The organism is Paenibacillus sp. J22FR21, assembly GCF_056269135.1.
Genome location: NZ_JBWDNJ010000007.1, coordinates 155,583 through 175,485, shown reverse-complemented (window position 1 = coordinate 175,485; position 19,903 = coordinate 155,583). Strand labels below are relative to the sequence as shown.

17 protein-coding genes are annotated in these 19,903 nt (G+C 50.5%); 6 read left to right on the top strand and 11 right to left on the bottom strand.

Features of this window, described 5'->3' with window-relative positions; translation table 11 throughout:
• Window positions 1–215 precede the first annotated feature (215 nt).
• Together AC0YNS_RS23995 and AC0YNS_RS23990 are read right to left on the bottom strand one after the other, a co-directional pair.
• A complete protein-coding gene (locus AC0YNS_RS23995; protein ID WP_475783466.1) occupies window positions 216–833 on the bottom strand; it encodes a LysE/ArgO family amino acid transporter in 618 nt (205 codons plus the stop codon).
• Between the two features lie 29 nt (window positions 834–862).
• On the bottom strand, window positions 863–1,426 hold the full coding sequence (locus AC0YNS_RS23990; RefSeq protein WP_475783465.1) for a 5' nucleotidase, NT5C type: 564 nt from the start codon (window positions 1,424–1,426) through the stop codon (window positions 863–865).
• Between the two features lie 97 nt (window positions 1,427–1,523).
• Between AC0YNS_RS23990 and AC0YNS_RS23985 the strand changes: the two genes are divergently transcribed.
• On the top strand, window positions 1,524–2,162 hold the full coding sequence (locus tag AC0YNS_RS23985; RefSeq protein WP_475783464.1) for a pyridoxamine 5'-phosphate oxidase family protein: 639 nt from the start codon (window positions 1,524–1,526) through the stop codon (window positions 2,160–2,162).
• A 170-nt stretch (window positions 2,163–2,332) separates the two neighbouring features.
• Window positions 2,333–2,758, top strand: coding sequence for a cupin domain-containing protein (locus AC0YNS_RS23980; protein WP_475783463.1), 426 nt, complete (start codon window positions 2,333–2,335; stop codon window positions 2,756–2,758).
• 59 nt (window positions 2,759–2,817) lie between these two features.
• On the opposite strand, the gene AC0YNS_RS23975 is transcribed toward AC0YNS_RS23980, so the two are convergent.
• The 4 genes from AC0YNS_RS23975 to AC0YNS_RS23960 form a co-directional block, all read right to left on the bottom strand.
• Window positions 2,818–3,177: a DoxX family protein gene (locus AC0YNS_RS23975; RefSeq protein WP_475783462.1), complete on the bottom strand. Its 360-nt coding sequence runs from the start codon at window positions 3,175–3,177 to the stop codon at window positions 2,818–2,820.
• A 168-nt stretch (window positions 3,178–3,345) separates the two neighbouring features.
• The gene (locus tag AC0YNS_RS23970; RefSeq protein ID WP_475783461.1) at window positions 3,346–4,233 is read right to left on the bottom strand and encodes a hypothetical protein; all 888 of its coding nucleotides are present in this window, start codon (window positions 4,231–4,233) and stop codon (window positions 3,346–3,348) included.
• Window positions 4,234–4,263: 30 nt separating this feature from the next.
• Window positions 4,264–5,223 carry a helix-turn-helix transcriptional regulator gene (locus AC0YNS_RS23965; RefSeq protein ID WP_475783460.1) on the bottom strand — a complete coding sequence of 320 codons (960 nt, stop codon included), beginning with the start codon at window positions 5,221–5,223 and terminating at the stop codon, window positions 4,264–4,266.
• A gap of 124 nt (window positions 5,224–5,347) precedes the next feature.
• On the bottom strand, window positions 5,348–7,066 hold the full coding sequence (locus AC0YNS_RS23960; RefSeq protein ID WP_475783459.1) for a diguanylate cyclase domain-containing protein: 1,719 nt from the start codon (window positions 7,064–7,066) through the stop codon (window positions 5,348–5,350).
• Between the two features lie 321 nt (window positions 7,067–7,387).
• Here AC0YNS_RS23960 and AC0YNS_RS23955 point away from each other — a divergent pair, with 321 nt between their 5' ends.
• Window positions 7,388–7,813, top strand: coding sequence for a VOC family protein (locus tag AC0YNS_RS23955; protein WP_475783458.1), 426 nt, complete (start codon window positions 7,388–7,390; stop codon window positions 7,811–7,813).
• A gap of 167 nt (window positions 7,814–7,980) precedes the next feature.
• On the top strand, window positions 7,981–8,379 hold the full coding sequence (locus AC0YNS_RS23950; RefSeq protein WP_475783457.1) for a LytTR family transcriptional regulator DNA-binding domain-containing protein: 399 nt from the start codon (window positions 7,981–7,983) through the stop codon (window positions 8,377–8,379).
• Between the two features lie 58 nt (window positions 8,380–8,437).
• On the opposite strand, the gene AC0YNS_RS23945 is transcribed toward AC0YNS_RS23950, so the two are convergent.
• Entirely contained in the window at window positions 8,438–9,697 is a 1,260-nt protein-coding gene (locus AC0YNS_RS23945; RefSeq protein WP_475783456.1) for an MFS transporter, read from the bottom strand.
• A gap of 13 nt (window positions 9,698–9,710) precedes the next feature.
• Complete coding sequence (locus AC0YNS_RS23940) at window positions 9,711–11,357, bottom strand: PucR family transcriptional regulator (RefSeq protein ID WP_475783455.1); 1,647 nt, start codon at window positions 11,355–11,357, stop codon at window positions 9,711–9,713.
• Between the two features lie 191 nt (window positions 11,358–11,548).
• Here AC0YNS_RS23940 and ald point away from each other — a divergent pair, with 191 nt between their 5' ends.
• A complete protein-coding gene (ald, locus tag AC0YNS_RS23935) occupies window positions 11,549–12,682 on the top strand; it encodes an alanine dehydrogenase (protein WP_475783454.1) in 1,134 nt (377 codons plus the stop codon).
• A gap of 115 nt (window positions 12,683–12,797) precedes the next feature.
• Here ald and AC0YNS_RS23930 read toward each other — a convergent pair whose 3' ends face one another.
• The 3 genes from AC0YNS_RS23930 to AC0YNS_RS23920 all read right to left on the bottom strand — a co-directional run bounded on the left by AC0YNS_RS23930 (window position 12,798) and on the right by AC0YNS_RS23920 (window position 16,925).
• The gene (locus tag AC0YNS_RS23930) at window positions 12,798–14,009 is read right to left on the bottom strand and encodes a glycoside hydrolase family 76 protein (protein ID WP_475783453.1); all 1,212 of its coding nucleotides are present in this window, start codon (window positions 14,007–14,009) and stop codon (window positions 12,798–12,800) included.
• A gap of 166 nt (window positions 14,010–14,175) precedes the next feature.
• The gene (locus tag AC0YNS_RS23925) at window positions 14,176–15,861 is read right to left on the bottom strand and encodes an extracellular solute-binding protein (RefSeq protein ID WP_475783452.1); all 1,686 of its coding nucleotides are present in this window, start codon (window positions 15,859–15,861) and stop codon (window positions 14,176–14,178) included.
• Window positions 15,862–16,052: 191 nt separating this feature from the next.
• Window positions 16,053–16,925 (bottom strand): AraC family transcriptional regulator, encoded by an 873-nt coding sequence (locus tag AC0YNS_RS23920; protein WP_475783451.1) that lies wholly within the window; start codon window positions 16,923–16,925, stop codon window positions 16,053–16,055.
• Between the two features lie 153 nt (window positions 16,926–17,078).
• Here AC0YNS_RS23920 and AC0YNS_RS23915 point away from each other — a divergent pair, with 153 nt between their 5' ends.
• Window positions 17,079–19,769, top strand: coding sequence for a beta-mannosidase (locus tag AC0YNS_RS23915; RefSeq protein WP_475783450.1), 2,691 nt, complete (start codon window positions 17,079–17,081; stop codon window positions 19,767–19,769).
• The last annotated feature ends 134 nt before the right edge of the window (window positions 19,770–19,903 follow it).

The window sequence follows — 19,903 nt, the reverse complement described above, 5'->3', positions numbered from 1 at the left end:
TGTCATACAACATTTTCACCTCCTATGGCTTCTTAGCTGCCTAATTTCATTAAAATGTTGCAATTCATGCAACATTAGGGCTGGTTTTGACCTGTGTGATGGGTAGGATGTTGCATTTGCTGCAACATTTACGCGCCTAACTACCTTTCAAAGTCAGAACAAGAAGAACCGCCAAGGCCCTTTGCCCTGACGGTTCTTTCCTCTTCTCTCACTCTTTACTTACTCACCAAAGTAACAAACAAATAAACAGCCGTCCCCCACATGACAACAGCGGAAACTTTGTTCAGCGCAATCATGATTCGCCCTGATTTGTCCAGGCTGCCCGTTAGTCGGCCGGCCGCGGCCAGACTGGTAAACCAGAGCCACGAAACGACTACGCAGGCCACCGTGAAGAGCACTTTCTCGGCACCGCTATACTGCAGGGAGCCTGTCCCAATGACGCCGATTGTATCCAGAATCGCATGCGGATTGAGGAGCGATACCGACGCTGCAAAAGCGATTTGCTTCTTCGCTCCGAGAGCCTCGGCGGATGATGAGTCCCGATTTGCCGGCTTGCTCCTCCAAGTCAGCCATCCCATATAGAGAAGGAACAGGATTCCCACCGCGAACAGAATGGTCTTCAGCCAAACAAACTGCAGGACAAGCACCGATACGCCGAGTACAGCCAGCAAGATCAACAATGTATCGCAGATCGACGCCGTTATTACGACAGGCAGCGCCTTGCGGAATCGACTCTGAACCGCACCTTGATTAAACACAAACACGTTCTGAACCCCAAGCGGCAAAATCAATCCCAATGCCAATATAAACCCATGAATCATTGCAGCAAGCATGTTCGTATTCTCTCTCCAATTCTAGTTGTCTATTTACCTGAGCCCGTGGCTAAACGCTGAATATGCCGGTTCACTTCCGCCCAATCGGCGGCACGCAGGACAAACTCACTCGTAACCGCTCGATTATAAGACTGATCATACAAAATAATCGGTTTACGCATGCGAGCAAACTCCTCCGCATAATGAGGCGCATCATCAATCAATATATCCACATTAGCCGCTATGCAGGCTTCAAGTTTATTTTCGGCGAATGAGATATTGTTGTAAGTGAACTTATGACGGTTCAACCAATCTATTGTAACATCCCGGAACAGCATTGGCCTTGCCGTTATAATAGACAGCTCATGCTCAAGTGAGAGTTGCTGCAGCATATCGGCTGCGTTCGGATATGGTGCCGAATGCCAATGAATATCGTGGCCGTGCTTCGCATAAGCGATATCTCGTTCTTCCCGGTTCCAACCATAGGAGCGATAGATATAGAAATCTTGAATATCCGCGGCGGTTAGCGCCTTTCCGGATGCCATATTATAATAGGTTACATGCGCTGCCGTCGCGTCCAGAACGGTATTATCCAAATCTATGGCAATGTGCAAACGGGCTCAACTCCTTCGAGGTGTTGCCTATTCATTCTGGTCCGGCATATATGTTAACTCATTATACCGTTCAACTACTAGGGGTGTGAACCTAATTATGAAAGCCAATGAAGCTTATAACGACGTAATTGAAACCGAGGAGGAGCTGCGCGCGCTTATAGGATTCCCTAGCGAACTCGTGAGTCGTAAGACGATTACTCATCTGGATCATCATTGCACCGATTTCATAAGCCGCTCTCCATTCATGGTCATCTCGACTGCGGACAGCAACGGCTCTTGCGACGTTTCGCCGCGCGGCGATTATCCGGGATTCGTGCTGATCCAGAATGAGCGGCGCTTAGTGATTCCGGAGCGACCGGGGAATAAACGCATGGACTCGCTGCGGAATATTTTATCCAATCCACAGATTGGTTTGCTCTTCATGATTCCGGGACTTGGGGAAACGCTTCGAATTAATGGACGAGCATTCCTCGTAAGGGACGATGAGCTTCTGGAGCAGATGGCCTATAACGGCCGTAAACCGCTGCTTGGCATTGCTGTAGACGTTGAAGAATGTTTCATCCATTGCGCCAAAGCTTTTATTCGAGCGGGTTTATGGAACCCCGATTCGTGGGCGGATAAGGAGTCACTGCCATCTGCTCCGCGAATGATCGCGGACCATGCGAAGCTTCCCGGCTCGGATGCGGAGGTCATTGCACGACGATTGGAAGAAGGGTATGCACAGCGTCTTTATTAGAAGGAAACGATTACGATATTGTATCCCGATGTGGATAACTTCAATTGTGGATATGTTTATACGTCCCCAATACTTATACACGTATTGCTGTTGAAGGCTGTTGACACTGGGGATAACTATGTGAATAACCTTTTGGCACGACTAATTTATGCTGGAGGAGGCCGCCCATCATGTCCGAATTAAAGAACGCCCCTATCACCGCTTTACCTATGTTAGGACAAACCCTCTCCGCCATCGGCGCTGATCTGGTGATTGCCGAATGGACCGCTGAAGGCTGTCTGCCGGACACCGAACCGATGCGCATTGCGCCGCTGCATGTTCATCATGAAGATGATGAAGCGTGGTATGTGCTTGAAGGCAAGCTGGCTATTCAGATCGGCGACTCCGTTGTGGAGGCAGCCGGCGGCAGTGCCGTCATTGCCCCTCGCGGCGTGAAGTATACTTTCTGGAATCCGGCGCCGGAGCCTGCACGTTATCTGATTATCATGAACAAGCGCATTCAATCGTTAATTGATGCGATTCACGCGATGGAGCAGCGAGATCCGGAAGCGATGCAAGCCTTGTTCGCGCAATACCAAGCTGAACTGCTCGAATAGATGAGCGAACAAAAGGCCGCCAGTCTCCTTCTCCGGAGATTAGCGGCCTTTCCATACTCCTATGAACCCAATCTTCCAATTGCAATAAACACAGCAATTGCCAGTAGAACGACGTTCATGACAATCGCTTGGTTCTCGCCTCTTCTGGCATGAACCCCAATTGCCAGTACCATGATTACCGCTATACCAATAGCAGCAACGCCGGCCAACCATGGCAGAATGTCCGTTGCAGTTGGCACGATAAACCCGATTGCCGCAAGCAGCTCGGATAAGCCGACGAGAAGAACTAGCCCCCGAGAAGAATCTTTTGCCCATGGCATGGTCGCTCTAACCTTCTCGTATTGGAATGTCTTCATGATCCCTGCCATCAAGAACATAAGCCCTAATAGAATTTGAGCGACCCATAATGCAATATTCATTATCTGTATTCTCCCCTTGTCAGTTATATAGGTTTATCATACGACAAAGGGTGATTATCAAGAAGTAGGCACATGAAAGTGCCCTTGTTTCCATAATGAAACCATAGATACATACAGGAAAATCCGAGCAGGAGGCTATCTCTTCCCACTCGGATGTCTGCTTACGATTTACAACATGCCATAAGATTTTAACGTCTTTAAGCGTTCCACCGTAACGAAACCACGCCATTCGGCTTCCGCTCCCGGACCTACCGGCTCCCAGCTGATGCCCCAGCCCCCATCCTCTCGCTGCTGCTTAATCAAAGCATGAAGATGACGATCGAGCTCACCATCCGAAATCACTTTGCCTGCATAACTGCCGCGCTGCGGAGCCCAATCCAGCACCTTCTGCACATAACCATCGGCCTCCGGATCTCGTTCGATAATCCCGGGCTGCTGCAGCCAATCCTCTATCCAAGCTAGGTACGGAGCCGCTTTCTCTTGTTCAGGTGTATGCTGAAGAAACGTAATCCACTGAATGCCATCATGAAAACCATGCGGTTTCTCCTGCTCGAGCGTACGCCAGATATAAGCTGTATTTCGCTGGAACCATTCTTCCTTCCAAATATCCGTCCGTACTTGCTGCTTATATAACGTGCCTATAAGCAGGCTGGTTGGATTAATCGAAGCGATATCATCCCGCTCTGCATTCCACCAAGGCGCATGCGGGTAAGCCGCGGCACTGCGAAAGACGAACGGAACCCCGCCATCCGGTAACGTAATGCTCTGCACATAGCGGATAATACCGTCAAGCATATCCGAATCATACCCGTCGTCCATCTCATCCATCATCGCCAGCGCGACCTCTGTCGGCACAGGCTGACTGTTTGGGCAGCGAATATCCGCCTCCAGCGCATGTCCGAAACCGCCGTCCTTATTCCGGTAAGCGCGCAGTGCGCTGAAGACCGCCTCTTTCGTACCATTCTCGAAGAAATATTCGAACCGTCTCCGATCAATCAATCTGCCGTTTTTGTATAGAAATGATTGTGCCCGTTCGAGAATTTCATGATTTCCCATCCTGAACAACCTCCTCAATAATAGGTATCCCTACTCCACTGTTATTCCTTGGCTGTATCTGTCGCATACTTGCCTTGCCATCCGAAGCAGCTCCTCCCGCAAATGCCGGGGCTCCTTCACTTCAGCATCCATGCCAAGCGAATAGAACAACTTGACCGCCCATTGCCACTCCGAAGCCGGGCACATAAAATCCAGCTCCCAACGCTCATCCGCGACTTGTTTCACGTTGTCGCCAATATGGAAGTCTTGCTCGGCCAATAGCGCTCCCCGGTACGTTAACTCCGCAATAATGCGGGTAGTACCCTCATCGCTGCCGACCGGACTCTCGGCTTCCCGAGCCAATTGCTCCACCTCTTCGCCAGGCACCTCCATGAGCTCCATCGCTTCGAAGCGATCCACCCGAAATGTCCGCTGCTCGTTATGGGAAATCGAATACGCCTCGCAATACCAATACCCGTGCGCAGCATACATTTTACGAGGCAGCACTTCTAACGAGCGGGTATGCTTCTCCGAACGATACCGCACGCGAAGCCATCTCGATTCGGCGGTGTATGCCAATAAATCGGACAAATACGGGGATTTGACGCTGCGCTGCGGTACTTCGACCTCCACATAATGAAGCATGGACTCGATATGCGCCAAAGTCTGCTCCGGCATAATGGCCTTCAGCTTATCCATCACCGTCCATCTCGCCTGCTGAAACGGTGTATCCGCCATGCGCGTCAAACTGCGAAGTGCGAAGAGGACGGATAAGGCTTCGCTGGAATCCAGCTGCAGCGGCGGCAGCCGGAAGCTCTCCATCAACCGAAAGCCTCCTGATGGACCCGATACCGCATACAAGGGAACCCCCATCTCGGCGAGCGACTGCATGTCCCGCAGAATCGTTCGTTTCGTCACCTCGAATTTGTCCGCCAATCGTTTGGCAGTTGCCGGCTCTTGCTGCAGCGCGATGAGGATCGCCATCAGTCGGTCCATTCGCCTCACTGTCATCCCTCATTTCAACCTCATTATATCACCCTATTGGTGACATGAAGTCTGTCACCAAGCCGCAGCCAATGCAAAAAAAAGATGACCGAGTAAATCTACCTCAGAAGTCATCTCTCATTAGCCAAACTTACTCCGCCGCCGCAAACTGCACACAATCCCGCCCCAGCTTCTTCGCTGCATAAAGCGCATTGTCTGCCTGCTGAATCAGTGCCTGCAGAGATCCATACTGCTCCGTATTACCTGTTGCGCAGCCGCAGCTGACTGTCACATAGGAAGCCGTCTTTGATGCGGCATGGGGAATTTGCAGCTTCCGAACTATCTCTCTCAGCTCAAGCGCCATATAGATTGCAGCTTCCCTATCCGCTTGCACGATAACGGCAAACTCCTCGCCGCCAAACCTTGCCGCCATTCCGCCCATAAGTCTCGCTTGCTCTTGAAGCGCAATTGCAACCTGCTTCAAACATGCATCACCGGCCAAGTGCCCGTAGGCGTCATTGTATCCTTTGAAGTGGTCGAGATCTATCAGCATCATACTAACAGGAGTCCCTTCTGCACTCGACCACAGCTTCTTCGCGACATCATCGAACTTGCGCCGATTCGCAATACCTGTCATGGCATCAAGCCATATCAGCTTCTCCAGCTCGCGGTTCGCCTCTTCAAGCTCAAGCGTTCGCTCACGGACTTTCTGCTCCAAGGTGAAGTTGAGCATTCTGAAATTGCTCAGCAGCTTCTCGCTGGATGCAAACGCTGTGGAGAACCGTACGGATAGAATGAACGATTGCGCAAATACAAAACAAAAGATGCCAAGCGGAGTTAAATTGTAATTCGGCAGCCAGTCATACTGCGCGAAGATATCTACAACAATAGCCGCAACCATGATAAGCTGACAGATGAATACGATGCGCGCGCCTTCCCTCCCTCGAACCATCGCCAAGAGGAACACTACATTTAAATAAAGGACATACACGAGCAGAAACACCTGAATATAGGGCAGCAGCGATGTAAAGTAAAAGGCGGAATTAGTTACAGTCAAGATGAAGAATAAGGTGCAGCCGCAAGCAATGATCGGGATCGCAAGCTTGATGAATTCTGCTGAATACAAGCGGCTGATAAACAATGCGAAGGCAAGCATGGTCAGATAGATTAAGCAATACTCCATGGTAAGCATGGTTTCCCAGCTCATGGAGGGCATCAGCCTGGCAATCACAATCCGTCCGCCGAACAGACTCCGAACCGCTACAAACAGACAGACGAGGCCAAAATAAAGCGTCGAGCGCTCCTTCAACCTCCGAACATATAAGCCGAAGTGGTACATAGCCATAATAAACAAAGCACCGGCCACAAATAGCTCAATAGCCAGCTTTAATTGATCCTTTCCCGTAACCGCCGAAGCTTCACCAACTCGGAGTGGCTGCGAGATACCGCCTTGAGCATTATCATAATTAGAGACCTGCAGCACGATCTGAATGTCCGCTGCCGATTTATGAAAGTAGATGAGCTTCACCGCTTTACCGGCTGCAGAAGCTTGTGCAGACGTTCCCGGAACACCAACACTTTCATAAACCTCGCCATTAATCCATACTCGATATGAGCTGTAGATAGGCGGAATCTCCAGCGCCCAGCTGCCCGTCTGTTCTTCTATGCGAATGGTCTTGGCATAAGTAGCGTATCCGACTGAGCCAAGCCTCTGATTATTAATTGTATAATCCTCCCACATGGACGGAAGGTTCACCATCCGATCCGCTCTCGCATGGCGGATTTCATCCGGTGTTAGTAAACGGTTCCAATAGAACGACCAGTTCTTGTCCAACATCTGGACTGAGCCGTGACTACTCGGTACTGCCAAGCTTTGTCCATCTGCAAATGTGAATGCGGAACAGCAGAATAATGTACTTATAAGCAAGACCATGATCAACCAACTCTTATGAATTGTGCGTCTAGGTGTCATCTCATTCTTCCTTATCCGCTGATTTATGCCAGAGCAGCATGTACTTTATTTTATCATAATTCTAACCACTAATTGGTATTTTATAATGAATTTCCAGATAATCGAATCCCTTTTCCCTTACCAAAAAAACCAACATTGCAAACATATGTTCGGTATTGTATGATGACGTTACTGGCCATACTGATACGGCCACCTCAATTACAAAGGAGCGATTATAAGATGATTACAATGTTGGTCCCTTATCTGGTTATGAACGGCAATGCAACGGAAGCGATTACATTTTATCAAGAAGCTCTACATGCAGAAGTAGTCATGATGCAAACCTTTGGAGAGATGCCGCAGAACCCGGAGATGCCGCTCCCGGAAGAAGCTAAGAATCTAATCGGCCATGCAACAATTAAGGTCGGCCAGACAGACCTTATGTTCTCCGATGCATTCCCGGGTACGCCTCATCAGCTCGGCAACCAAGTTACAATCTGCCTGTGCACGGACGATGTAGATACATCCAAGCAAGTATTTGCCTCGCTCGAACAGGGCGGTCAAGTCAGCGTGCCGCTAATTGAAACGCATTTCAGCCCAGGCTATGCGGTTGTCACGGATAAATTTGGCGTTACTTGGCAGCTTTACACAAACATGCACCAATAGCAGCACCTATTCATTAACGAGAGACACGGCTTCGCGCATCCTGCGAGCCGCGTCTCTTTTTTACTGTCCAACTATCGGTAATTCCAAGAAAATGTCATATCCATTTCTTTGAGACATGGTAATATGAAGATATGTGTCCAAATGAATGAAGAAAAAGGGTGTGCACGATGAAGATTCCAGTCGTAAAAAGATACAATAAAAAAGAGTTTGATATCGTTTCTATTGATCTTGAGGACGTTCTTCTCATGCGCAGCTACCGCGGCGAGGTCTATTATCAAACAAGAGAAGGTATTTACAGTCAAATTTCCACGTTTGAAGAGCATGAGCGCTTCTTAGTAGGCGAAGGTTTTAAGAAAGTCGATCGATGTTACGTCGTTCAGATGGATCAAGTGGAGTTCTTCGATGAAATTCAGCATCGGTTATACTTTGTTAAGCAACCGGTTAATAGTGATTCACCCAGCGCGCCTGTTTCCGGCGCACATCTGAAGGAAGTAGTGCGGCTCTGCAACGCTGTAGAATCACCTGCGAATCGGAATGATCTGACCGGTGGATTATCGACAACATAAATCAAAGAAGCCTTCTTCCCCTGCCGGGAAGAAGGCTTCTTTGATTTATCCGTTTAGGTTAGGATGCTGCTTGAATCGAAGCAGCTCTGTTACGACGAATACGCAGCGCCATGAGCGACGCCAGCAAACAGAGAAAGCCGGACATCACGAAAGGCACTGTATAGCTGCCGAGCCAAACGCGCAGCAGTCCCGCTTCATAGGCCGCAAGTGATGCGCCCGCTTGATGCGCCACGACAACCCAGCCGAAGATCATGCCGGCCTTCTCTTTGCCGAAGGTATCGGAAGCCAGCTTCGCGGTCGGCGGAACAGTCGCGATCCAGTCGAGTCCGTAGAAGACTGCGAATACGGTCAGCTGCATATAGCCCATGCCGAGCGCATAGGGCAAGAAGATAAGCGACAGTCCGCGCAGGCCATAATACCAGAATAGGAGCCAGCGGCTGTCGAAACGATCGGACAGCCAGCCCGACAACGTCGTGCCGACCAGATCGAACAGCCCCATCAGCGACAGCAGGCCCGCAGCAGTTACAAGCGGAATGCCATAATCGCCGCAAGCCGGAATCAGATGCGCCCCGATGAGTCCGTTTGTGGAGAAGCCGCAGAAGAAGAACGTTCCGGCGAGCAGCCAGAAGGTCCCGTTCCGCGCAGCGCCGAGCAAGGTTTGAATCGGGGTGAAGAACAGATTACCGGTAAACGGTACAGGCTTCACTACTTCGGTTGTACCGAGCGCGGATACGCCAACATCGTAAGGATGGTTGCGCATCCAGATTCCCACGATCGGTGTCAGTACCGCCAGCACACCTACAACCGTATATACAGCAGTCCGCCAACCGATATCCTCCGTCAGCTTAGCCAGCAGCGGCAGGAAGAGCAGTTGACCGGTGGCGGCACTCGCCGTGAGCATGCCGATTACAAGCCCTTTGTGAGTGACGAACCAACGACCCGCAATCGTAACCCCCAGCACATTGGCCAGAGATCCGGTGCCGATCCCGACCATGATGCCCCACAGCAAAGTCATTTGCCAAATCGACGTCATGATCGGGGTAAGCGATAAGCTGACGATAAGCAGCAGCATGGAGATCACCATAATTTTGCGTACCCCATATCTTGCCATGAAAGCCGCTGCGAACGGCCCCATTAAACCATACAGCAGAATACGAATGGAGATCGCGCCGGATACCGCACTGCGATCCCAGCCAAATTCTTTCTCGAGCGGCAGCATGAGAACGCTGGGTACGGAATTAATCGCCGCCGAAACGAGCAGCGTCAGAAACACAATGCCGACCACTACCCAGCCATAGTACAACCTAGATGATTTCATTCCCCGCATCCCCTTACTTCAGCTTATAGGCAACAAGCGCCATCTCCAGACAGCGCCGTTTATCGGCTTCCAGGAAGTCTTCTCCCAGCAGCAAGCTGAGCTTTTCTAACCGATTATAGAGCGTCTGTCGGTGGATGTGAAGCTTCGCCGCCGTCTCTTGCTTCGAGCCCATGCAAGCCAAATAAACATCCAGTGTCTCGATAAGCTGCAGATGATGCTCCCTATCATAGGCGATAAGCTCGCCAAGATGGTCATCCACATAAGAAGCGAGGAAGGATAACTTCGGAACGGCCTTCAGCAGCTGGTACACACCAAGACGGTCATAGAACATGCAGCCCTCTTGCGTCGCTACATTTCGAGCCACATCAATAACCTGCTGCGCTTCTTCGAAGCTTCTGGATGATTCCACGATTTGCGTGCGCAGCTTGCCGAAGCCGGCATGGAGCTTCAAGGATTTGGTCGGTTCATGTGCAGAGGCTCGTAATTCCTCCGCAAGGCGCATGAGCGTCGCTTGGAAATTGACATGCGATTCCTTATGCAGCGCGTCTTTGGCGCAGAGCATATAGATGCGATTATTCTGGATCATCACCAGATTGTACAGCCCGTGCTTCTTCAGCAGCTGTCGAACCAAGATGAGCATATCCTGCTTATCTGCCTCAATGGTAATCGGTTCAATGTCAGCCGTATGCTGAATTTCGATAATGCCGCTGGCGAACAAATACTCGCCTTTGCTCAACTGACGAAGCCCCATTCGGGATTGTGCCTGGTCCTCGTTCTCGATGCGGTTGTTCATAATATCCAGGATGAATTCATTATGGTCGCGGGACATCTTCTCTTCCAGAAACTCGGTGCGCAGCGTAATCGCGGCAACGGCCTTCGTGGTGTAATCCAGCAGCAGCGTCAACGACTCTGTAATCTCGGCGCGATTGTGCAGGAGCACACCGACATAGGAGAAGGTCTGACCAAAGCAAATAACAGGCTCCACGACGAGCAATTGCTGTGCATTCATCGACAGAATGGAGACGTCTTTGGCAGAGAGCGCCTTGGTATCCATTTGCCGCTGCAGGAAGCTCGAAATCGGCCCCGATGCTTTAGTCGTTAATGCAGGGTAGAAAATGCTGTGATCGAGCGACGAGAAATACAGCACCTGCCTAGACGATTGCTCATGGAAGGCTTTCAAGATCTGCGCGATTCCCGTACTCTCCAGGGTTAGACGCTGCAGCTTTCGCGAGTAGACCTCCAGCTCCTTCAGAAACTGATGCTGCCGGTTAATAATCAGAGCATGAATGTCCTGCGTAATCTCCACAAACCGCACCGGCTGCTCGAACACAATGAGCGGAAAATGATGCAGGTCCGCCAGCTCCACAATTTCCTTCGGAATGTTATCAACGGTAGTGCCCATCTCAATGCACAGTCCGGCTGCTTGTTGGTCGATCAGCTGTTTCATATAGGCAAACCGTTCCTGCTCGTTCTGCTTCAGCCACAGACCCGTCGTCAGAATCAAATCATTCGGACTCACATACGGAGCCACATTCGTAATTTCAAGTACATGCACCCAGCCGACGGGATGATGAATCCCTTCCCGTCCTGCAACCAGCCGCGCAGCGCGAAAAATCGGCCTCTCGAGCAGCTGTTTGATGCCAAACGTCATCGTGTCCATTTTATCACCTTTATATTAGACATTTTGTCTATAACTAGTAGGCTCAATATACATAAATGTCTATTCATCTGTCAATTCACTTTATGTTTTGTATGATGTTTATGCTTCCGATCCATTTTATAATGCAACTAAGAACAACAAACAACGTGAGATTTCAGAGGTTCGCATTCAAGAATGGGGAGAGATCAATCATGATCATTGGCGTGCCGAAGGAAATTAAAAATAATGAATGCCGCGTAGGGGTAACACCATCCGGTGTGAAGGAATTCGTGCAAGACGGACATACCGTCTATGTGGAAACGAATGCCGGTTACGAAAGCGGCTTTACGGATGCTGAGTACCAGCAATCGGGAGCTGTTATCCTGACGGATGCCGCCGCTGTTTGGCAGCAAGCAGATATGGTTATAAAGGTGAAAGAGCCGCTGCCAAGCGAATACCCTTACTTCAGAGAAGATCTTATTCTCTTCACTTACCTGCATCTCTCCGCAGAGCCAAGCTTGGCTGAAGCACTTGTACAGTCGAAGGTAACCGCTATCGCTTATGAAACGGTCAAAGAAGGCGGAGCTCTTCCGCTCTTGACGCCAATGAGCGAAGTAGCCGGCCGGATGGCCGCACAGATCGGAAGCCAACTGCTTGAGCGCTCCAAAGGCGGACGCGGCATTCTACTCTCCGGTATTCCGGGAGTAGCCAGAGGCAAAGTCACCGTAATCGGAGGCGGCGTTGTCGGTACGAATGCAGCGAAGATCGCCATCGGCTTAGGCGCGGAAGTGACGATTCTCGATCTGAATGCGAACCGCCTGCGGCAGCTCGATGACCTGTTTGGCAATCAAGTACAAACGCTTGTATCCAGCCGCTATAACATCGCGCGGAGCGTTGCCGAAGCGGATTTGCTTATCTGCGCCGTACTGATTCCGGGAGCGAAAGCGCCTGTCCTCGTTTCCGAAGATATGGTGAAAACGATGAAAAAAGGCGCCGTCATCGTTGATGTGGCCATTGACCAAGGCGGAAGCGTAGAGACGATTGATCATATTACAACGCATGACAATCCAACCTATGTGAAGCATGGCGTCATTCATTATGCCGTAGCCAACATGCCTGGCGCTGTTCCGCAGACATCCACCATTGGTTTGACCAATGCAACCATACCGTATGCCCTGCAAATCGCTCGCAAAGGTGCCTATCAAGCGATTCAAGACAGCCCTGCTTTGCAAAGCGGCACGAATATTATTAATGGCAAAGTAACGTACAAAGCCGTAGCCGACGATCTTGGTTATGCCTATACGCCTCTGGCACAGGTGCTGGAGCTGCATACCCTTCACATATAAATCAATTCGAATTCCTGAACCTGGTTCAGAACCTCTTCCTATTTTTTAAACCCCATGCGAAGCCCCCTTGAGAATGTTCTCAAGGGGGCTTCGTGTATCTATATTCGCCTGCTCATTAACGGTATTGCGACAACATGATTTGTATTCTCTGCATCCATGCCTGACTGACCGTGTGATAAGAGCTGTCCTTGATATTGTTCGTTGCCGGATCCCAGCTGTAATGGTAGCCGTAATTGGTCGTATCCCTCAGCTTGGCATTCAAGGTGTCGATATTTTGCTGCGCGGTATTGAGCCAGTTGACGTTGCCGTCTGCTTGGTACAGCTTAATAAAGGATTGCGAAGCCCAGCCGCTGTAGCATGGGTTAAATACGGGATCGGCAGTGTTGATGATGAAGGCACCTGTACTATTCTGCGTGTTCCAGAGCTGATTCTTCATCTTGGTGGCAATATTCTGCGCACTCATCAAATACGCATTGTTCCCGGTGATGGATCTATAGAGCAGATTTACCTCGATCATAATGGCATTGTCATACGTGAATTTAACCGGGGTCACGCTATTGTTCGTGAGCTCATATTGCCAATTGTACAAGCCGGCAGTGGTGTCGAACATGTAGGTGTCGAGCCACAGCTTGATGGAATCTGCCCATGACTTGTAATAGGCCTGCCCTGTAATCATATAGAGACGGAGAAACAGCTGACAAGCGAGCCCGTTGACCTCCGAGCCCTTGATCTGCATGTAAGGGGTCGTCTTGTTCGTCGTCCACCAGAACCCGCCGCCTGCGGTCGAATCCCAGAGTCCGCTGTACATGAGCCAATTCGCCACAGCCTTAGCCGAGTTGAGATAATTATGCTGCGTTACCCCCGTCGTCACCTCGTAAGCGTCCAAATAAGCTGCACCGGCAAGGGAAGCGTCATCGACATATTTATCTCCGCCTGCACCCGTGCCGTCCAGATTGCTCAGCGCGAAGTAGCCGCCAATGGGGCTTGTCACATCCCACATATTGCCCATAAAGCTGTATGTATTGTTCATGTAGGATAAGTACCGTGAATCACCTTGCTTAAGCATCGCAGCATCCGCATAGATTTGACTTACGTTGTACCACTGCGTCGTTGCATTGTCCCCGATTTCGGTTCGGTAGCTATTGGAAGTCGTCAACAAATTGCCTGCCGTGAAATTATGCGTTTCCTGTGCAAGCGTCCAATACGTAGAACCGGAACTGGCTTTAACAGCTCCGGGCGGAGCCATCATGAGTACGATTGCCATAATCAACTGTACAATCACGATCTTGGAGCATGCTTTCGGTAATAGAGTAGAAAACTTCTTCATCCTATAACCTCCTATGATGTGGGTGATTGGACATGCTGTGCAGCTGCCCTGTTTTCTAGTATGGCGATTTAATAGTTTCCAGTAAATAGAAAGTTTTAGTTATTTGCAAAAAGGTATCCACGCTTACAAGTACGTAAGCAAGCATGGATACCTTCTACCTCAATGGCTATTCCAGTGATTCTTCCACTTCTTTCGTGACCTCGTCGCCTCCGGACAGCTTCCATGTCGTCACGAACTTATCGAAATCCTCGATTGGCGCCGCACCGGTTATGATGCGCAGGAACGTTTCATTTTCCAAATTATCAAGGCTTGTCCCTTTCTTCACCATCGTTTCCGTCGTACCATAGAAAATCGGATTCACCTTCGTTATTTCTTTGGTCCCCGTAACAGCCCCGCCTGTGTAGTAGGCGAGCGAATCCGCGAAAGCCGTGATGTCTTGCTTCGGTTCCTTCTTGTTCTTCAAGATCGAATTTACACGTTTAATCAACCTCGCCGGCATATCCTGCAGATCGTTATCCTTCACTACCTTGTCGTAGATCGGAATATCGCGGGCTAACGAATCTTGAAAGTCCAGCTGTACATTCAGTGGATAGTTGAGCCAGCTGACGATCTCATCCTTGTATAGCTCATGCGACTTGGGATCAATCAGACGGATGCCTTCGTATTGGACGCTCAGCATTTTCAATGCCGCCTCCGGATGCTTCGCATTCTTCTTCACCACAAGGAAAGTGCCCGATGGTGCCGAAGGCACTACATTCCGTTTGCCGTCCCCATCAAGCGGTGCAGCAAGCGGTACCCACTCCGCTTTCGGATCGGTCTTCACGCTGTCCGCCAGCATCCAGCCGGCAAACCATGGCGCAAACAGAATCCCCGCTCGACCACCGGATACAAGCGCGGCATTGTCCTGCCATTTGCGCGTAAGAAACTCTTTATCAATGAGACCTGCCTTGTACATATCCCTCAGCTTCATGAGCGCTTCTTTCGTCTCAGGAGTTGTTGACCCATACACAACATTGCCGTCGGCATCCTTAAACCAGCTCTTCGGATACGAATGATACTGGTTAAACACCGGGTCGAAAGTGAAGAACTCCGCATCCCCGACGATCTGTTTGTCCCCAAGCAGGCCTACCGTATCGGGCTTGCCGTTCTGATCGGGATCCTGCTCCTTGAAGGCTTGGGCAATCGTTTGAATATCCTCCAAGGAAGAAGGAAGCGCAAGCTTCAATTTACCCAGCCAATCCTTACGAACCCACAGCAGCTGGTAAGTACCATCTATGTTCGTATTCGGCATCCCGTACAGCTTGCCATTGACACGACCTGTGTTCAGCACACGGTCGCCCGAGAACGACTTATAGTAGTCTTTAATAAGCGGTGAGCTATATGTCTCGTAAATTGAGGTCAGATCGGCAAGCATGTCTGCTCCTGCCATCTCCTTGAATTGCTGCTCATTGACGACCATCATATCCGGCATGTTATTATTGGCGATCGCCAAACTGACCTTCTGATTATAATCATCCACATCTTCAATGGAGAACTCATAATTGACCTTCACATTGAGGCGGTCTTCGACGTAGCTGAGAAACTCGTTGTCTTCCAACGTATCTCCATTAGGCAAATTATTGCCGGCAATGCCTTGCCTCCCGAGTGTAATCGTAATCGGCTTCTCATACTTCGTAAATGGCCCATCATCATTGCTATCTGCATATGTATTTGAGTTGTTCTCTTCATTCGAGTCGCCCTCATGATAAGTAGCACTAAACTGATTGCCCTCACCTGCACCATTCCGATCGCAAGCTGTCAAGCTTAACACGATTGATGCACACAGAAATAAACTCACCGCTGTAGTTTTCATCTGCTTCCCCCAAGTTTATGTTTGCTGTATAACCCATTATAGTATCGATAGACCTTCTATTCTATGTAAAATCCATTTTAATTCATACTATCCCTATATTCATCCTAGTAGATTCCGATTCAGTTAGGTATTTAGGAAGGTTTATGCGCGCAACCCACGTGTAAGCGCTGTTATGATTTCGTTTAAAAAAGCTATAAGGACGCGCCAAGAACCGGAATTGCCGTCTTGCGATTAAGCTTCCTGTACTTTGCGGGCGTCATGGCGAATCTGGCTGCAAACATTTTGTAGAAATAGCTTAGACTGCTGTAGCCGCAATCCAGCCCGATGTCGAGTATTGACGCTTCCTCCTGTTTCAACCATACCGCAGCGTGCTGCAGCCTTTGTTCATTCATCCACGCCGTTGGGGTAAGACCTAGATACTTTCTCATTTCCCTGCAAACATGCTCTTGTGAATACGGAGCCAACCGATAAAGCGCGCCTGTTCCTTCCACCAAGTGTGTTCTTGTACCGACCTGGCTAAGCAGATCCTTTAACCACTTCGGTGCACCGGGATGGACATCTGCGGGCGGAGGCGAAAAATGCTGCACCAGCAGCTCGATCAGCAAACCTCGTGCCATGGAGCGAATGGCGGATTTGTTATCCGCGCTCATGGCGTTGATTCGTTCGTATTGCCCGATCAACCATGCAGCTTGTTCCGGCGAAAGCGTACATTGGGCCGGCAGCAGCGGCTCGGTCAGCCGTTCTCTGCTGAAACCTTCACCCAGATAGGCAAATGCCTCCTCTACCATCGAACTGCGAAAATTAATATTAAGCAGTTCTACTTCTTCATCGCCATATCGCTCATAACTATGAATATCGGTTGGACGGATAAAAGTAAACATACCTTCTGTCATAAGCTGTTTCACGTCATTAACAAGGTGGTAGACGCTTCCCTCCGTAATCAGGAAACATTCGTAGAAGTCTTCGTGATCATGCACGGTCGTCCAGTACTGCAGCTTACGGTGATAATAGAACTCTGTTTCAAGCTCCGCATCGATTAAGCCACTGGCGGTCAAACGCAGCATGGTCATACCTCCCTTGTCATGTCATGTTCATTATATCAACAGAACGCAATTTTGAATCAATGAGAATGAAGATTCTTTGATTTATCGAATGGTACGCTAACAATAGAATAAAGTTTTAACAAATTTGATTGTATAAAGGGAGATGAACCGCCTTTGCTGCGAATTCCTTTACATGAAGATTGGCAATTAACGTTTGAGGATTTATCGTGTGGTCCCGGTGATTCTTACCGAATATTGGGCAAGCAGCAGGATTGGATGCCTGTTGGTTCGCTGCCCTGCGATATTCATATGCCGCTCATCGAGCAAGGCCTCGTGAAAGACCCGCTGCTCGCCGATTATTGCTTTGCTGCGGAATGGACCGAGAGCAAGTCGTGGTGGTTTATGAAGCATTTCTCCCTTGACGAGAGGACACTTGCTATGCAGCGCATTATGCTTCATCTGGAATCGCTGGATTCGGAGGCGGATATTTGGATAAATGGCATCCATCTCGCCCATCATCGCAGCGCCTTCTACCCGTTTCGAGCAGCTGTACACTCTCTGCTGCACGTTGGCGAGAACTCGCTGCTCGTGCGTGTCACATCGGGACTTGAGCATGTATCTGCTCAAGATATGGTCATGACTGCCGGGACACTCGCGGAAATGGAGAACGACGCCATTGGCAAACGCGGCGACGACAGGCGCGCCAACGTACGTAAGCCGCAATTCGTCTATGGCTGGGACTGGGGGCCGCGCGTTGCCACGACGGGCATCACCGGCAGCGCTTGGCTCGAAGCGGATAGCATCGTCAGCATTCGCAGCGTCTGCGCGGTGACACTGGCTGCATCGGAGGCGAGGGTGGGGACGAGTCTGGAGGTGGGGGCAAGTGCGAGGCTTCGCTTTGAAATAGAGGCGGAACAGCTTCATCCCTTTAAGACGCGGGAAGCGATGCTTTCCTTGCGGCTTCTGCACCCGAACGGCAGTATTAGTGCTGAGGTGAGCGAGCAGGTCTGTCTTCGTTCGGGTATTAACTTCCTTACTTATGAAGTTGATGTGCATGATGCCGAGCTGTGGTGGCCGAACGGCATGGGAGGCCAGCCGCTCTATGTCGTTCAAGCTTCACTCGTAAGCGACGGTGAGCGGTTTGTTTATCCGGATTTTAAGCTCGGCATCCGAACGCTTCGGATTAACACGGAGCTGATGACCCCATCCTCCTGGTCGAACGAAGACGAACCGGAGCGGCAGTTTACCCTTGAAGTGAATGGCGTGCCTGTCTTCTGCAAGGGAGGCAACTGGATTCCGGCCGATTCTATCATTGCCAGAGTGAGCGATGAGAAGTATGACACGCTGATTGCTGAGGCGCGGGAAGCTAACTTCAACATGCTTCGCATCTGGGGAGGCGGACTCTATGAGCGGGATATTTTCTATGAGCGTTGCGATGCGTACGGTATTCTCGTCTGGCAAGACTTCATGTTCTCCTGCGGGAAGTATCCGGACCATCTCGATTGGTATAAGCAAGAGGTAACGAAGGAAATCGATTACCAGACCCGGCGGCTGCGCAATCACGCTTCCCTTGCGCTCTGGTGCGGCAACAATGAGAACCACTGGGGCTTCGATGAATGGTGGAACGGTACTCGGCACCTTGATTTTTATGGTGGAGCCGTTATCTATAATGAGATTGCGCCGGCGCTGATTCGCAGCAACTGCCCGCATATTCCTTATTGGAACAGCTCTCCCTATGGCGGCGAGCATCCGAACGGCAACGCTATGGGAGACCGCCACCATTGGCATGACGGTACGATGAACCCGGATATGGAGCGGCGGATTACACCCGAAATTTATGACGAAGTGCAAGCGAAATTCGTTTCAGAGTATGGCTATATCGGACCGTGCCGTTTATCTACGATAAGTGCTTACTTCGACGGAATGCCTATTGATACGAGCAGCCGCATCTGGGGACTGCATACGAATACATTCGAGAAAGACACCGTCCGCGCCGGTATTCGCAAGCATTATACCGAACGCGATGATCTGTCGCTGGATGAATATTTACTCTATGCCGGGTTATGCCAAAGCCTGATGTACCAATATTCGCTGGAGTCCATACGCAGCAAACCATTCTGTTCCGGTGCATTATTCTGGATGTACAATGACTGCTGGGGCGAGGTCGGCTGGACGATCGTGGACTATTATCTGAGGCGGAAGTTGAGCTACTATGGCGTTCGGCGTGCTTTTGCCCCGGTGAAGCTAATATTGCGGGAGGGGCCCTCCGGCATCGTGGAAGTAACAGCAGTGAACGAAACCGACGAGCCGCTGACGGAGATGCTTGAATGTGGCTTCCTCTCCTTCGATGGCCAGATACGTCGGACGGAGCAGATTGACGTGGTCATCCCGGCGCGCTATCGCGGTGTGTTGCATCGTTTCTCCGGCGGGGCTTTATCTGCCGGGGCTGCGGCTGGGGTTGGGGATGGGACTGGTGATGGGACTGCCGGGACTGCTGGGAGTGCTGGAGTTGGCGAGATTGGCAGGTCTGCCGGCGCTGCCGGAATGTTTGCGGCTGTTATTCCCGTTGGCGACTCCTCGCAGAGAGTTCAACCGGCTACGCTTCGGCCTGGGGACATTCGCGCTCTTGGTCTACCCGAGGCGGAAATTTGCATCGTCTCTTCCCGTGCGGAAGGCAATGACCTTCATGTTACGGTGAAGTCGCGCACCTATGCGCATGCGGTGCATTTTGACTTGGCGGATGATGTGCGGCTAAGCGATCATTACTTCGACCTGCTGCCCGGCGAAGTCCGCACCGTTACAATCTATGGCGGCGCCTCGGCAGGGATTCGTTTAGAGGCATTAAAGATTGCCTCTATTAAGTAACGGGAGCCCATCTCGCCAAGCGCGAAGCGATGCGCAGCTTTGGAGATGGGCTTGTTTTGTGCAGCGGCAAGTGATTGCAACGTCGCCACCGCAACTAACCATCCTGCCTCCGCATGTACCAGTGAGAGTCGGAA

Excerpts from the sequence above, each read along its gene's own strand:
- AC0YNS_RS23945 (WP_475783456.1), bottom strand. The coding sequence starts at position 9,697 with ATGAAATCATCTAGGTTGTACTATGGCTGGGTAGTGGTCGGCATTGTG.
- AC0YNS_RS23965 (WP_475783460.1), bottom strand. The coding sequence starts at position 5,223 with ATGACAGTGAGGCGAATGGACCGACTGATGGCGATCCTCATCGCGCTG.
- AC0YNS_RS23980 (WP_475783463.1), top strand. The coding sequence starts at position 2,333 with ATGTCCGAATTAAAGAACGCCCCTATCACCGCTTTACCTATGTTAGGA.
- AC0YNS_RS23920 (WP_475783451.1), bottom strand. The coding sequence starts at position 16,925 with ATGCTGCGTTTGACCGCCAGTGGCTTAATCGATGCGGAGCTTGAAACA.
- AC0YNS_RS23995 (WP_475783466.1), bottom strand. The coding sequence starts at position 833 with ATGCTTGCTGCAATGATTCATGGGTTTATATTGGCATTGGGATTGATT.
- AC0YNS_RS23970 (WP_475783461.1), bottom strand. The coding sequence starts at position 4,233 with ATGGGAAATCATGAAATTCTCGAACGGGCACAATCATTTCTATACAAA.
- AC0YNS_RS23925 (WP_475783452.1), bottom strand. The coding sequence starts at position 15,861 with ATGAAAACTACAGCGGTGAGTTTATTTCTGTGTGCATCAATCGTGTTA.
- AC0YNS_RS23975 (WP_475783462.1), bottom strand. The coding sequence starts at position 3,177 with ATGAATATTGCATTATGGGTCGCTCAAATTCTATTAGGGCTTATGTTC.
- AC0YNS_RS23985 (WP_475783464.1), top strand. The coding sequence starts at position 1,524 with ATGAAAGCCAATGAAGCTTATAACGACGTAATTGAAACCGAGGAGGAG.
- AC0YNS_RS23930 (WP_475783453.1), bottom strand. The coding sequence starts at position 14,009 with ATGAAGAAGTTTTCTACTCTATTACCGAAAGCATGCTCCAAGATCGTG.
- AC0YNS_RS23940 (WP_475783455.1), bottom strand. The coding sequence starts at position 11,357 with ATGGACACGATGACGTTTGGCATCAAACAGCTGCTCGAGAGGCCGATT.
- AC0YNS_RS23955 (WP_475783458.1), top strand. The coding sequence starts at position 7,388 with ATGATTACAATGTTGGTCCCTTATCTGGTTATGAACGGCAATGCAACG.
- ald (WP_475783454.1), top strand. The coding sequence starts at position 11,549 with ATGATCATTGGCGTGCCGAAGGAAATTAAAAATAATGAATGCCGCGTA.
- AC0YNS_RS23950 (WP_475783457.1), top strand. The coding sequence starts at position 7,981 with ATGAAGATTCCAGTCGTAAAAAGATACAATAAAAAAGAGTTTGATATC.